This is a genomic window from Streptomyces sp. NPDC004051, assembly GCF_053604275.1.
The window spans coordinates 42181-54376 of record NZ_JBSGHG010000047.1 but is presented as its reverse complement, the minus strand read 5'-3'; the positions used below and the strand labels follow the sequence as shown (position 1 = coordinate 54376).

Annotated in this window: 14 protein-coding genes; 5 read left to right on the top strand and 9 right to left on the bottom strand. The window is 74.1% G+C overall.

Going from position 1 to position 12196, the window contains the following annotated elements:
* Positions 1–417 (top strand): hypothetical protein (locus ACWEQO_RS31470; protein WP_452986064.1); only part of this gene is annotated, 417 nt, incomplete at its 5' end.
* Between the two features lie 46 nt (positions 418–463).
* Here the strand turns inward: ACWEQO_RS31470 and pgm are convergent.
* The 7 genes from pgm to ACWEQO_RS31435 all read right to left on the bottom strand — a co-directional run bounded on the left by pgm (position 464) and on the right by ACWEQO_RS31435 (position 7970).
* On the bottom strand, positions 464–2104 hold the full coding sequence (gene pgm, locus ACWEQO_RS31465; RefSeq protein ID WP_361460396.1) for a phosphoglucomutase (alpha-D-glucose-1,6-bisphosphate-dependent): 1641 nt from the start codon (positions 2102–2104) through the stop codon (positions 464–466).
* A gap of 105 nt (positions 2105–2209) precedes the next feature.
* Entirely contained in the window at positions 2210–2638 is a 429-nt protein-coding gene (locus tag ACWEQO_RS31460; protein ID WP_452986063.1) for a hypothetical protein, read from the bottom strand.
* Positions 2635–3543: an STM4011 family radical SAM protein gene (locus ACWEQO_RS31455; protein WP_452986062.1), complete on the bottom strand. Its 909-nt coding sequence runs from the start codon at positions 3541–3543 to the stop codon at positions 2635–2637. The genes ACWEQO_RS31460 and ACWEQO_RS31455 overlap by 4 nt, the downstream gene beginning before the upstream one ends.
* Before the next feature lie 10 nt (positions 3544–3553).
* Positions 3554–4927, bottom strand: a complete 1374-nt coding sequence (locus ACWEQO_RS31450) for an STM4012 family radical SAM protein (RefSeq protein WP_452986061.1) — start codon at positions 4925–4927, stop codon at positions 3554–3556.
* Positions 4924–5745 carry an STM4013/SEN3800 family hydrolase gene (locus tag ACWEQO_RS31445; RefSeq protein WP_361460405.1) on the bottom strand — a complete coding sequence of 274 codons (822 nt, stop codon included), beginning with the start codon at positions 5743–5745 and terminating at the stop codon, positions 4924–4926. The genes ACWEQO_RS31450 and ACWEQO_RS31445 overlap by 4 nt, the downstream gene beginning before the upstream one ends.
* A gap of 31 nt (positions 5746–5776) precedes the next feature.
* Positions 5777–7003, bottom strand: coding sequence for an STM4014 family protein (locus tag ACWEQO_RS31440; RefSeq protein WP_452986060.1), 1227 nt, complete (start codon positions 7001–7003; stop codon positions 5777–5779).
* A gap of 7 nt (positions 7004–7010) precedes the next feature.
* Positions 7011–7970, bottom strand: coding sequence for an STM4015 family protein (locus tag ACWEQO_RS31435; protein ID WP_361460387.1), 960 nt, complete (start codon positions 7968–7970; stop codon positions 7011–7013).
* A gap of 221 nt (positions 7971–8191) precedes the next feature.
* Here ACWEQO_RS31435 and ACWEQO_RS31430 point away from each other — a divergent pair, with 221 nt between their 5' ends.
* The 4 genes from ACWEQO_RS31430 to ACWEQO_RS31415 all read left to right on the top strand — a co-directional run bounded on the left by ACWEQO_RS31430 (position 8192) and on the right by ACWEQO_RS31415 (position 10774).
* A complete protein-coding gene (locus tag ACWEQO_RS31430; RefSeq protein WP_361460386.1) occupies positions 8192–8518 on the top strand; it encodes a hypothetical protein in 327 nt (108 codons plus the stop codon).
* Between the two features lie 61 nt (positions 8519–8579).
* Entirely contained in the window at positions 8580–9668 is a 1089-nt protein-coding gene (locus ACWEQO_RS31425; RefSeq protein ID WP_361460384.1) for a DUF6745 domain-containing protein, read from the top strand.
* 105 nt (positions 9669–9773) lie between these two features.
* Entirely contained in the window at positions 9774–9923 is a 150-nt protein-coding gene (locus ACWEQO_RS31420) for a hypothetical protein (RefSeq protein WP_361460382.1), read from the top strand.
* Positions 9924–10075: 152 nt separating this feature from the next.
* Positions 10076–10774, top strand: coding sequence for an adenosylcobinamide amidohydrolase (locus tag ACWEQO_RS31415; protein ID WP_452986059.1), 699 nt, complete (start codon positions 10076–10078; stop codon positions 10772–10774).
* A 26-nt stretch (positions 10775–10800) separates the two neighbouring features.
* Here the strand turns inward: ACWEQO_RS31415 and ACWEQO_RS31410 are convergent, their stop codons facing one another.
* The gene (locus tag ACWEQO_RS31410; RefSeq protein WP_452986058.1) at positions 10801–11682 is read right to left on the bottom strand and encodes an SDR family oxidoreductase; all 882 of its coding nucleotides are present in this window, start codon (positions 11680–11682) and stop codon (positions 10801–10803) included.
* Positions 11679–12194, bottom strand: a complete 516-nt coding sequence (locus ACWEQO_RS31405) for a hypothetical protein (protein WP_452986057.1) — start codon at positions 12192–12194, stop codon at positions 11679–11681. Before ACWEQO_RS31405 ends, ACWEQO_RS31410 begins: the two co-directional genes overlap by 4 nt.
* Positions 12195–12196 lie beyond the last annotated feature (2 nt).

The window sequence follows — 12196 nt, the reverse complement described above, 5'->3', positions numbered from 1 at the left end:
GCCCGCGACCGGATCCGTACGCGACCGCCGCGTACGTCACCGTCGTCCACCTGGACGAGGTGGCGTACGACGATCCGGCACGGTTGCGACGCGGAGGGGCAGGAGGACGACACCACGGCCTTCGTCGGTGACCTGTGGCACCCCGAGGACCCGTGGGAGGGGCCGTCGTGGCGGAACCTGGACGGCAGGGCCAGGGTGCGCCGGGTCTGCCGGGTGATCGGCACGGCCGCCGCGATCGCGGTGGCCGTGGGCGCCTGGTCCCTGCTGTCCACCGGGGCGGGCACAGCGCGCCAGGAGCCCGGAGAGACCGTGCTGCAGCAGTCGGAGGACATCCCCGCGGAGCTGCCCACGGCGACGTCGCCGCCGACCGGGCTCGCCTCTCCCGCCCCGACCGCGTCGGAGCTCCGGACGGGCTGACGCGCGGCCGGCCCCTCGCATCGAGGAACCGGCCGCACGGGACCGCTCAGCCGCCCAGCGCCGACAGGACCACCGCCTTGGCCTCCTCCTGCACCCGGCGGAGGTGGTCGGGTCCCTGGAAGGACTCGGCGTAGATCTTGTACACGTCCTCGGTGCCCGAAGGGCGGGCCGCGAACCAGGCGCTGTCCGTGGTCACCTTGATGCCGCCGATGGACGCGCCGTTGCCGGGGGCCTCGGTGAGCACCGCGGTGACCGCCTCCCCGGCGAGGGTGTCGGCGGTGACCTGGGCCGGGGAGAGCTGCGCCAGACGGGCCTTCTCCTCCCTGGTCGCCGGGGCGTCGATCCGCTCGTAGGCGGGCTCGCCGAAGCGCGCGGTGAGAGCGGCGTAGTGCTCGGAGGGGGTCTTTCCGGTGACCGCCGTGATCTCGGAGGCGAGCAGCGCGAGGAGGATGCCGTCCTTGTCGGTGGTCCACACCGAACCGTCGCGGCGCAGGAAGGAGGCGCCGGCGGACTCCTCCCCGCCGAAACCGAGGCTGCCGTCCGCCAGCCCGTCGACGAACCACTTGAAGCCGACGGGCACCTCGACCAGTTCGCGCTTCAGGTCGGCGGCGACACGGTCGATCATCGCGGACGACACCAGCGTCTTGCCCACACCGGCCCCGGACGGCCACTGCTCGCGGTGTGCGTAGAGGTAGTGGATGGCGGTGGCGAGGTAGTGGTTGGGGTTCATCAGGCCGGCGTCCGGGGTGACGATGCCGTGCCGGTCGGCGTCCGCGTCGTTGCCGGTGGCGATGTCGAAGCGGTCCCGCTGCGCGATGAGGGAGGCCATGGCGTGCGGCGAGGAGCAGTCCATGCGGATCCTGCCGTCCCAGTCCAGGGTCATGAACCGCCAGGTGGGATCGGTGAGCGGGTTGACCACGGTGAGGTCCAGGCCGTGCTGTTCGGCGATGCGGCCCCAGTAGGCGACGGACGCCCCGCCCAGCGGGTCGGCGCCGATCCGGACGCCGGCCGCCCGGATCGCGTCCAGGTCCAGCGCGCTGGGCAGATCGGCGACGTACGTCCCCAGGAAGTCGTGGCGGCCGGTGCCGGGGGCGGCCAGGGCACGGGCGTAGGGGATGCGACGGACGTCCTTCAGGCCGCCGCGGATCAGGGTGTTCGCCCGGTCCTGGATCCAGGTGGTCGCCTCGGAGCCGGCGGGGCCGCCGCTGGGCGGGTTGTACTTGAAACCGCCGTCGGTGGGCGGGTTGTGGGAGGGGGTGACGACGACGCCGTCGGCGAGGCCCGCGGTGCGGCCCCGGTTGTGGGTGAGGATCGCGTGCGAGACCGCGGGGGTGGGCGTGTACCCGTCGGCGCTGTCGATGAGCACGGTGACGCCGTTGGCCGCGAACACCTCCAGGGCGGTGACCCTGGCCGGCTCGGAGAGCGCGTGGGTGTCGGCGCCCAGGAAGAGCGGGCCGTCGGTGCCCTGCTCCGCGCGGTACTCGCAGATGGCCTGGCTGGTCGCGGCGATGTGGTCCTCGTTGAACGCGCCCGTCAGGGACGAGCCGCGGTGCCCGGACGTCCCGAACGCGACGCGCTGCCCGGCCTCCTCCGGGTCCGGACGCACCGCGAAGTACGCCGTGACCAGCCGAGCGACGTCGACGAGATCCTCGGGGCCGGCCGGGCCGCCCGCTCTCTCGTGCTGCATGTGCCCACTCCTTGGCAGGGGTCGTTTGTGCGCTTGCGGACACATCCTTCCCCTTCGGGGCCGCACCACGCGAGTGGAACCGCGCACCCCCGGCACCGCCCCGGGTCAGATGCGTCCGCCGGTCATCCGGGTGAAAGGCCCCTGGGTGTGGCGTTCCGCACGACGGCCCACCGCGTAGGACGCGGCGCTCAGTACGGTCAGGCCGGCGCCGACACCGGCGGCGACGAACTTGCGGTTCGACAGGACCGTCCAGGCGGTCACCGCGGTGGCGGCGACCTGGCCGGAGGTGGCGACGATCGCCTTGCGGCCCGCCTCGACTCCCCTGGCCGCGCCCTGCACGGCGCCGTTCGCCGCTTCGGCCGCGCGTTCCGCGCCCGACTTGGCCGCTGACGCCGCGTCACCGGCCTTGTCGGCGGCGTCGGAGGCCGCCCGCTCGGCGGGGGCGGTCGCCTTCTTCGTGGCGTTCTGCGCCTTGGACGCGGCGGTCCGGGTGGAAGTGGTCTTCTGATTCGGGCTCTTGTTCTGTTCACTCATGGAGACCGACTTGCCGCTGAGTCCCGCGGCAAACCCGCCCGATCGCCCGGACCGGTCTGCGCGGGCGACGCCGGGATGCGTTCCAGGACACCGCCCGCGAACACGTCGTAGAGCGGCAGTGTCTCCAGGTGGACGTAGCCGATGTGGCAGTCGCAGCTGGGGAGGGGGCAGGCCCGGGGGGCCAGCGCCCGCCGGTAGGTGCCGTCGTAGAGGTTGCCCAGCTCGGTGCGGACGAAGTGGCAGCGGCGGACCGTGCCCTCGCCGTCGACGGAGATCACCGACTCCCCGGTGCGGCAGGGCCGGCCCGCGCTGGCGTGGGGGCGGCGGCTGTAGCCGAACAGCGGGTCCAGTGCCGTCCACACCTTTGCCTCGGCGTCGTCGTAGGTGCGGCCCTCGGCGGCGTTGACCCAGAGGTACACCTGGTCCGGGAGTTCGGCGCGCAGCCGCCGGGCGGGTTCCAGGTGCTCGGGCAGGCCGACGATGCCGACGCTGAACCGGACGCCGAGGCGGGCCAGTTCGTGGCACTTGGCCAGGAAGCGGCCGTACGGCGTCTGTCCCGGGTGGTAGGTGCACCACAGGGCGAGGGTGGCGAGGTCGGCGTCGGCGAGCCAGTCGGTGCGGCAGCTGAGGTTGGTCTGGATGGCGACCCGGCGGATGTGCGGCCGGTGGGAGAGTTCCGTCAGGGCGCGCCGGTACCAGGAGCGGACCAGGCCCTCTCCCCAGGGGGTGAAGAGGAGGGAGAGGCGGTCGCCGGTCTGCGCGGTGGCCCAGTGGGTGAACCGCTCCAGGGCGGCGCGGTCGGCACGCAGTTGCTCCCGGCTGTCACGGCGCTTGGCGAAGGGGCAGTACGGGCAGTCGTAGTCGCACGAGGCGAGCGGGCCCCGGTAGAGCACGGTCAGGTCCATGGGCGGCGTCTCACTTCCGCTCGTAGGCGGCCATGGCGGCCCGTACGGCCGGGGAGAACAGGTCCGGGCCGATGGCGTCGGAGTGGGCCAGCCCTTCCGGGGTCAGGCGCAGCACCGGGGTGCTCGCATCGTCGTCCGCCAGCCAGCCGCGCTCGGCGAGCCGGGACAGTTCGGCGCCGAAGTCGTCCCGGGGGGTGGTGCCGAACCGGGTCCGGTAGTCGGCGGTGGGCAGGCCGTCCGCCTGGAGCAGGGACTGGATGAGGTGGCGTCGGCGGGCCTCGTCGGCGTCGATGCGCCTGCCGTACTCGGCGCGGGCCAGGTCGGCGGCCGGACGGGAGACGTAGTCGTCGATGATGCCGCGGATCTCGTGCATGCCGACGGCGTAGTCGAAGGAGTAGTGCAGGCCGGCGGTGTAGGAGCGGGCGCCGCAGCCGAGACCGATCATGCCGTCGGTCTGGCAGGCGTAGTCGTCGGCGCCCTGCGGCGGGGCGTCGGCACGGCGGAACATGCGCATGGAGTGCTGGGTGTAGCCGTGGGCGAGGAGATGGTCGCGGCCCAGGCGGTAGAGGCGCAGCCGCTGTTCGTCCCAGGCCGGGTCGGCTTCCTGGGCACGGCGGCCCAGGCCGGTCAAGGGGCGTATGTAGAGCGGGTAGAGGTAGAGCTCCTCGGGGCGCCAGGCCAGGGCCGCGTCCAGGGAGCGCAGCCAGGTCCGCTCGGTCTGGCCGTCGATGCCGTAGATCAGGTCGATGTTGAGGACGGGGATGCAGGCGTCGCGGATGCGGCCGAGGGCCGCTTCGACGTCGGCGCGGCGCTGCGGCCGCACCGCGGCGCGGGCCTCGCCGTCGTCGAAGCTCTGGACGCCGAGGCTCAGCCGGGTGGTGCCGCGCGCGGCCAGGACCTCCAGCCGGTCGGCGGTGGCCGTGGCGGGTGATGCCTCCACCGACAGGGGGACGGCACGCAGGTCGGCGCCCATCCGGTGTTCGGCGATGTCGCACAGCCGCTGGAGTTCGGCGGCGGTGAGGAAGGTGGGGGTGCCGCCGCCGAAGGCCGCCGTGGCGAACCGCACGCCGTCCCGCTCTCCGAGGGCCTCCCGCACGGCGGTCGCCTGCCGGTCCAGGGCGTCCAGATAGGCACCGGTCAGGCCGTCCGGGGCGCCGATGCGGGTGAACAGGTTGCAGAAACCGCAGCGGACCTCGCAGAACGGGATGTGCAGGTAGAGGGAGAGCGCGTCCTTGGGTTCGGCGGCCCACAGGGTGCTCAACCGCGGACGGTCGGGGAGCCTGCGGTAGGCGGTCTTGTGGGGGTAGGCGTAGACGTAACTCTGGTACGGGCTCGCCGGGAGCGTGCCGTCGGTGCGGGGGTGGGTGCTGGTGAGGGTGGTCATCGCGCGGCCTCCGCGGGAGTGTGGTCCAGGAGGAAGTGGGCGTAGGGGACGGTCCACACCGAGGGGTGGCCGATGCGGTGGCCGGTGTACCCGTCGTCGCCGTACGCGGTGCCGTGGTCGGAGCAGACGACGGCGAAGCAGGGGCGTCTGCTGCTCGCGGCGGCGAAGAGGCGGCCGATGTGCCGGTCGACGTACTCGAGGGCGGCGGCGTGCGTCGCGCGGGTGTCGCCGTCCTCCCGGGTCGCGCCGGGCAGATGGAACCAGTTGGGCTGGTGCAGGGCGGCCACGTTGACGAAGAGGAACAGACGCTGTTCGTCGGGCAGTTCCCGTACGACTTCTTCCGCGCGGGCCACCTGTGCCTCGAAGGAGGTGGGTGAGGTGACGCCGAACTCCGGTTCCCAGTGGGACTCCTGGAACAGGCCGGGCAGTACCGAGCCGAGGGGCCCCCGCCGGTTGAAGAAGCCGACTCCGCCGATGCACACCGTGCGGTAGCCCTCCTTCGCCAGGCCCGACACCAGGTCCGGGGTGTCGTACACGAAGGTGCCGTCGGCGGTGGTCTCGCTGCCGGCGAAGCGCGCCGCGAACAGGCGGGGGTGCGGGCCGGGGGTGGCGGGTGTCGGCAGGAAGCCGGCGAAGATCGCCTGGTGCGAGGCGTAGGTGAAGCTCCCCGGGGCGTGCCGTTCCTCCCACCGTCCGCCGGGCAGCAGGCGGGCCAGGTTCGGGGTGCGGCCGGCGGCGGCGAGTTCGGCGGCGACGTCGTGGCGGAGGGTGTCGAGCGTCACGAGCAGGATGTCGTGACTGCCGACGATCGCGTTCATGTCCGGCGCGTTCGTCTCGGGCTCGTTCGGATCAGGCGCTGGCATGGGTGGTTCCCGTTCTGTGCTGGTGCTGGTGCTGGTGCTGGTGGTGCTGGTGGTGCGTGTCGTTCGCGTCGTGGGCGTCGTGCGGGAGGTACGGGGGGTCCAGGGGCCCGGGGTCGGTGCGGCGCAGGACCGCGGCGATCTGGGCCGCGTAGGTGTCCAGGCCCTCCGCGCCGCTGCCCGGCAGACCCGTGAGGCGGGGCAGCAGATCGCCGAAGGCGTTGACCTCGCCGACCGCGAACCGGCGCCAGCCGGCGGCCGGGAGCAGGTCGACGCCCACGCACAGGGTGCGCGGGAAGCAGGCCGCCGCCCGCTCGCACAGGTCGAGGGCGTCGGTCCAGCGCCCGCCCGCCGCCCGTACGGCGTCCTGGACCGCGTCGAGATCGCCGCGGGCTCCGCCGAGGTGGAGGTTGGTCAGCGGTGTGCCGCTGGTGCGCACCACGGCGTGGGTGGCGCGTCCGGCCACCACCACGATCCGCAGGTCGGCGACGCGGTCCCGCAACGAGGCCTTGGGCAGCCAGCGTTCGAGGTGCAGACCGTCGGGGGCCAGCGCGTCCACGACGGCGGCGATGTCCCGCTCCTGTTCGTAGCGGCGTACCTTCAGGGAGTTGAACAGGGCTCCGTCCGGGGCGAGTTCGACGGAGGTGGTGGCCCGGACACGGCCGGCGGCCGACGACTCGACGGCGAGGACGCCGGAGGCCGAGGATCCGTGCGCGAGTTTGACGAAGAGCCTCGGCATCCGGTGCCGGCGCATGAGCGCGCGGACGTCGTCCCAGCCCCGGACGGGCGCCGCGGCGGCTCCCGAGGTGGGCGACCGGGGTACGGGCACGTCCGCCGCGGCGAGGGTGGCGTGGCAGCGCCGCTTGTCGAAGAGGACGGCCAGTTCGCCGGGGTCGTCGAGGCGGAGACCGCCGCGCAGTGCGCGCGTGGCCCGGGTGAACCGCGCGTACCAGCGTGCCGAGCCCTCGACCCTCGTGGGGTCCTGGGCGTCCCGCAGCAGCCGGTCGACCTCCGGGTTCTCACCGGGCGAGTCGAGCCGGACGATCTCGTCGGCCGCGAAGTGCGCTCCGCCCGAGCGCAGGACCGCTGCCCAGGGCACGACGCGCGGTGCGGGCAGCCCGGCCGCGCGGACGGCGTCGGCGAACAGGGCGACTCTGCGGTTCTCCGGGTTGCCGACGACGGCGAAGCGCCCGGCCGGCGGCTGGGCCTGCGTCACGCGGTCGTCACTCCCCCACGGACACGTAGCGGTGGACGGTGCCGTCCTCGTCCTCGTCCCACTCGGCGTCGTCCTGGCCGAGATCCACCTCGACACCCGCGGGTTCGAGGGTTTCGCGCAGGCGCTGCCGCAAGGGCTCGCTCAGGTAGTTGTGGTGCAGGTCGAGCCTCTTGAGGTGTGTCAGCGGCTGGCCGCCGAGGAGGGCGACGGCGCCCTCGTCGCCGAGGGTGCCCATGGACAGGTCGAGCACCTCGAGACGGGCGACCACCGGGGCGGACGCCACGGCGGCGGCGACCTCGTCCTGGATCTCGCTGTTGCGCAGGGCGAGGTGGCGCAGGCGTGGCAGCCGGGCGCCGGACAGGATCGGTTCCAGGTCCGCGGCCTCGCTGTCGGCGCCGTACCACGAGGTGCCCAGCCACAGGTCGAGGTGTTCCAGCGCGGGCAGTTCGCTGGCCCCGACGCCCCGGACGACGTCCACCGGGAGACCGCCGGTCTCCATGGTCAGTGTGCGCAGTGCGTCATGGCGCAGGGCGGGGAAGCGGAGCCCCTGGCCGCCCCGCACCGCGAACTCCTCCAGGGCCGGGAAGCCGGCCGGCAGGGGGGTGACGTCGGTCTGGTTGATCCAGGAGATCTCGCACTCCTCGAACGTGATGTCCCCGAGGAACAGTGCCCGCAGGGCGGGCAGGCGGTCGCGTGCGGCCAGCAGCGTCTCGATGATCTCGGACGGGTCCGAGTCGTACGGGTCCTCCCAGGCGCCGACGATCAGGGCGCGCACCCTCGTCGTGTCGACCTGGTCGCAGAACCGGGCGAAGGCCGCCTTCCAGGGCTCCCCGGCCTCGTAGGAGTCGGTGGCGACCCGCCAGGCCACGGCGTCGGGCCCGGGCAGCTCCGCCGTCGTCCCGGACGGTCCCGGCAAGGTGAAGGCGGGAAGTCCGTACAGCTTCTCGAGATGGCCACTGATGGTCATGCGGGCTGCTCCTGACGTGTGTCCGGCGGGTGGGTGGTGCGAGGTCCGGCGCCGTCGCGGAACCCCTGGCTGCGAGCCGTCCGACGGTGCGTACGGCAGTTCTACCAACAGCGACTGACAACGCCCGGCGCCGAGCCCGGCGAGGAGGCGCTGTCAGTGGTGGCCCCTACGGTCCTCGCACGGACTCCGGAGCACCGTGCGCCGGAGTGGAGGGGAGATCCATGTACCGGCAGGGAGACGTGCTGATCGTGCCCGTCGCGGACGAGGCGGTGCCCTCGCACGTCCCTGACGCGCCCAAGGAGCCGCGCGACGCCCGCGGGCGGCTCGTGCTGGCTCTGGGAGAGGTCACCGGGCACGCCCACGCGGTCCTCGGCAAGGGCGAACTGGTCAGTGAGCCGGGTCCTTTCGGACCGCTGCTGCTGCATCTGCCCGAGGGCGGCCGGGTCGTGCACGAGGAGCACGCGACCATCCCGCTGCCCGAGGGGTGGTACCGCGTGATCCGGCAGCGCGAGTACGTCCCCGGCTCGGTACGGCTCGTCGCCGACTGAACGGCACGGGCGATACGGGCTACACGGGCAGAACGAACGGTACGGACAAGGGACGTTGACGATGACGATGACGCAGCGGGACAGCCGAGCGGCGGCCGGGGCCGACGGCCTTGCGCGGGGGACGGGCGAGGCGGGCGGCGGGCACGCGGACCGGCTGGGGCAGTGGCGCGCGTGGGCCGCGAGCGCGGTGCCCGCCGATCGGGCGGCGGCCGAGGAGGGCGTCCGGCTGGCGTACCGGCGTGCCGGGCTGCCGGAGCCGGAGCGGGTGGTCTGGGCCGGTTCGCCGCGCGAGGGCGTGACGCTGGTGCGGCAGGGGACGGACTTCGGGGCGAGCGTGCGTGAGGCGGTGCGCACGGCGCCCTGGGCGGCCGAGCGCGGGCGCCTGCACGAGGAGTTGGGCGCGGTGGGCTGGTCACGGCACTGGTCGGCGACCGGTGGCGCGCTCTGGGACTCCACACAGGCGCTGGTCGACCGGATCCGCACCGGGGTGCTCGACGATCTCGCGGCCGACGACGCCGGCGCCCGGACCGCGATACGGCTGGTCCTCCTGGAGGCGCTGCTCGGGCAGCACGACGCGCCGTGGCTGGCCGCCCTGGACGGCGCCGGGTCCCCGCTCGACGGACTGGCCCGGGTGTGCCGCAGCGCCGGCTGGTGGTGGCCGTTCGAGAAGGTGGCGGTGGTGTGCGAGCGTCCGGTCGCCCTGCACCGTGACGAGGCGGGCCGGCTGGACCACGGCGACGGCCCGGCGCTGGAGTTCCCCGACGGCTTCGCCCTGTGCGCCTGGCGCGGCATGCCGGTGCCGCGTGCCTTCCTGGAGGAGCTGCGCACCCTCACGCCGGAGCGGATCCGGGCCGAGGAGAACGCCGAACTGCGCCGGGTGATGCTCGAGTACTACGGCTACGACCGCTATCTGAGCGACTCCGGGGCCGAGCCCGTGCACCGGGACGAGACGGGCACGCTCTGGCGGGTCGAACTCGTCGGCGACGAGGCGGTCGTGATGGTGGAGGTCGTCAACTCCACTCCGGAGCCCGACGGTACCCACCGCACGTACTGGCTCCGGGTGCCGCCGGCGACGCGGACCGCCCGGGAGGGGGTGGCCTGGACCTTCGGGCTGGCCCCCGAGGTGTACGAGCCGCTGAGGCAGACGTGAGCCCGTACGGGCCTCCGCAGGGCTGATTCCGCCTTCCGGGGGGTAGGCGAGGAGAGCAGGAACGCCGAGGACGTCAAGGGCGCAGGCCCGTGGAAAGGAGCTCTCATGGCCGGCATCGTGGAGCGCATCAAGCGGTTCGCCAGGAGCCCTCAGGGGCAGCGCGCGACCGAGCAGGTACGGCGTGCCGCGGCCGATCCCCGGCGCCGCGCCCAGGCGCAGCACCTGTTGGGCAAGCTCCGCGGCCGTCGCCGTTGACCGTGTCCCCCGCCCGTCGGCACGCGCCCGCGGCGGTGCCCGGCCGGTGGGGGCAGGGACGGCGGCGGAGGGCCGAGCGGGGCCCGTGCGTGCCGGGTCGGCCGGTCCGGCATACGATCGGCCGACCCCGATCCCGCAAGGAGCTCCGCCCGGTGACCGCCGTCCTGCCGCCGCCCCGCACCCCCGTCGGACTGCTGCGCCCGCGCTGCCTGACCCGGGTCGAGGACGGCGAACGGCTGCACTCCCTGCTGTGGATTCCGGGGCCGGGCCTGCGGATGATCAGCAGCGCGGTCCTGGGCGGAGGCATCGGTGAGCGGGCCTGGGTCCTCAACGCCCAGGTCGCCCACGGCTATCGGCGTACCGACCCCGACCGGCACCTCGCCGCCCTCGCCTCCGGGGCGGGTGCGCGCGGTCCGGGGGTGGGACTGATGACGGCCGCGGATGTCTCGGCGTACGCCCACGCGCACGACGGCGGCGCGGAGGCGGTCGTCACGTCGGGCATCGAGGTGCGCGGCTGGGCCGCCGCTCCGGCGGCGGGTGCGGACGGCGCGGATGCCGCAGACCGCACGGCCGCTCCGGGCACGATCAACATCGTCGTCGCCGTGCCGGTGCCGCTCAGCGACGCCGCTCTGGTCAACGCGGTGGCCACGGCCACGGAGGCGAAGGTGCAGGCCCTTCTGGAGGCGGGTCACGACTGCTCCGGGACCCCCACCGACGCGGTGTGCGTCGCCGCCCGCGTCCCCCGCCCCGGTGAGGTGCCGCAGGCCTTCGCCGGGCCCCGCTCCCGGTGGGGCGCCCGGTTGGCGCGGGCCGTCCACCGCGCCGTGCGGGAGGCCACGCCCGCGTCCTGAGGCCGGCGTCACGGCCGGTCCGGGAGTCACCCGTTCTTCCGGGCGGCCGTCCGGTCGGCCTCCCCGCCGGCGCCCAGCAGACCCGTGTGCCGCATCGGGTCCTCCGCCTCCAGGCGGGCCAGCTCGCGGCGGGCGACCCGCAGGACCACCGGCGGCAGCGCGGCACGTGTCGCCTGGGCCAGGCGCAGCCAGCGGGGCACGTACACGGCCGTACTGCGCTGTTCCACCGCCGTCGCCAGCCGGGCGGCGACCTGGTCCACCGGGTACACGCGCCGGGCGGGCGGCGGCATCCGGGCGCGTAGTTCCCGCAGCACGGGGTGGCGGTCGGCGTCGCGGATCATGTCGGTGTCGGTCCAGTTCAGGTATGCGATGCCCACGGCCACGCCGTGGTGCGCCACTTCGGCCCGCAGCGCGTGGGCGAAGGCCTCCACCCCGGACTTGGAGGCGCAGTAGGCGCTCATCATGGGGGCGGCGCCGATCGAGGCGAGCGAGGCGACCTGCTGGTAGTAGCCCCGCGTCGCCAGCAGATCGGGCAGGAAGGCACGGGCCGTCGCCGCACTTCCCGTCAGGTTGACGTCGATGACCCGGCGCCAGTCGGCGGGGTCCGAGGTGGCGAACGGGCCGCCTTCCGCGACACCCGCGTTCGCCACGACGGCGGAGGGTGTGCCGAGGCGCGTCCGCACCAGTGCGGCGGCGTCGCCGAGGGCGGCCTCGTCGGTGATGTCGACCTCGCAGACCAGTGTCGCCGTGGGCAGGCCGGCCGCCACCGCCGTCAGCGCCGCCTTCTCGTGGCCGAGCAGGGCGAGCCGGGCCCCCCGCCGGGACAGGTCGCGGGCCAGGGCCGCTCCGACTCCCCGCGCGGCGCCGGTCACCACGACGGTACGGCTGTGGAGCGGGTTGGCTTTCATGGCCCCTCCCTCCGGGACTCCCGGGCGCGGTCCGCGCGGTTGTGCTCCTGCGCCCGTGCCCCGGGCTGCGGGGTGGTGCCGGGACGGGCGGTGTGGTCGGGGTGGCCGACGGTACGACGGGCTTCCTTCATCTCCGCCTCGTAGAGGTGGTCGTGTCCCTCGGCGAGTTCCTCGACGGCGGCGCGTTCGAACTCCTTGAACGGCTCGTAGTACGTGTGGTCGTAGGCCTCGACGATCTGGAACGTCCAGTGGCCGGGAATCACGTTCCGGCCCAGGACCTGGGTGCGCACCGCCTCGGCCCATTCCGGGTGCCCGGCCTCGCGAAGGAGTTCGACCGCCCGGTCCAGTTCGAGGTCGGCGGTGCCGGTGAGCTGGTGGAAGCTGTAGAGGTGGCCCCGGGCACGCTCGGTGGTCTCCAGTGCCTTCGACAGCAACCCCAGGGCTTCCACGGTGGCGCGGCTGACGCCTTCGGGGCGCCGGTGGGCGCGGTCGGGACCGTCGTGGCTGGTCATCG

What these genes read in the sequence shown, in the direction of transcription:
- pgm (WP_361460396.1), bottom strand. Translation starts at nt 2,104, where the DNA reads ATGCAGCACGAGAGAGCGGGCGGCCCGGCCGGCCCCGAGGATCTCGTC.
- ACWEQO_RS31460 (WP_452986063.1), bottom strand. Translation starts at nt 2,638, where the DNA reads ATGAGTGAACAGAACAAGAGCCCGAATCAGAAGACCACTTCCACCCGG.
- ACWEQO_RS31455 (WP_452986062.1), bottom strand. Translation starts at nt 3,543, where the DNA reads ATGGACCTGACCGTGCTCTACCGGGGCCCGCTCGCCTCGTGCGACTAC.
- ACWEQO_RS31450 (WP_452986061.1), bottom strand. Translation starts at nt 4,927, where the DNA reads ATGACCACCCTCACCAGCACCCACCCCCGCACCGACGGCACGCTCCCG.
- ACWEQO_RS31445 (WP_361460405.1), bottom strand. Translation starts at nt 5,745, where the DNA reads ATGAACGCGATCGTCGGCAGTCACGACATCCTGCTCGTGACGCTCGAC.
- ACWEQO_RS31435 (WP_361460387.1), bottom strand. Translation starts at nt 7,970, where the DNA reads ATGACCATCAGTGGCCATCTCGAGAAGCTGTACGGACTTCCCGCCTTC.
- ACWEQO_RS31430 (WP_361460386.1), top strand. Translation starts at nt 8,192, where the DNA reads ATGTACCGGCAGGGAGACGTGCTGATCGTGCCCGTCGCGGACGAGGCG.
- ACWEQO_RS31425 (WP_361460384.1), top strand. Translation starts at nt 8,580, where the DNA reads ATGACGATGACGCAGCGGGACAGCCGAGCGGCGGCCGGGGCCGACGGC.
- ACWEQO_RS31420 (WP_361460382.1), top strand. Translation starts at nt 9,774, where the DNA reads ATGGCCGGCATCGTGGAGCGCATCAAGCGGTTCGCCAGGAGCCCTCAG.
- ACWEQO_RS31410 (WP_452986058.1), bottom strand. Translation starts at nt 11,682, where the DNA reads ATGAAAGCCAACCCGCTCCACAGCCGTACCGTCGTGGTGACCGGCGCC.
- ACWEQO_RS31405 (WP_452986057.1), bottom strand. Translation starts at nt 12,194, where the DNA reads ATGACCAGCCACGACGGTCCCGACCGCGCCCACCGGCGCCCCGAAGGC.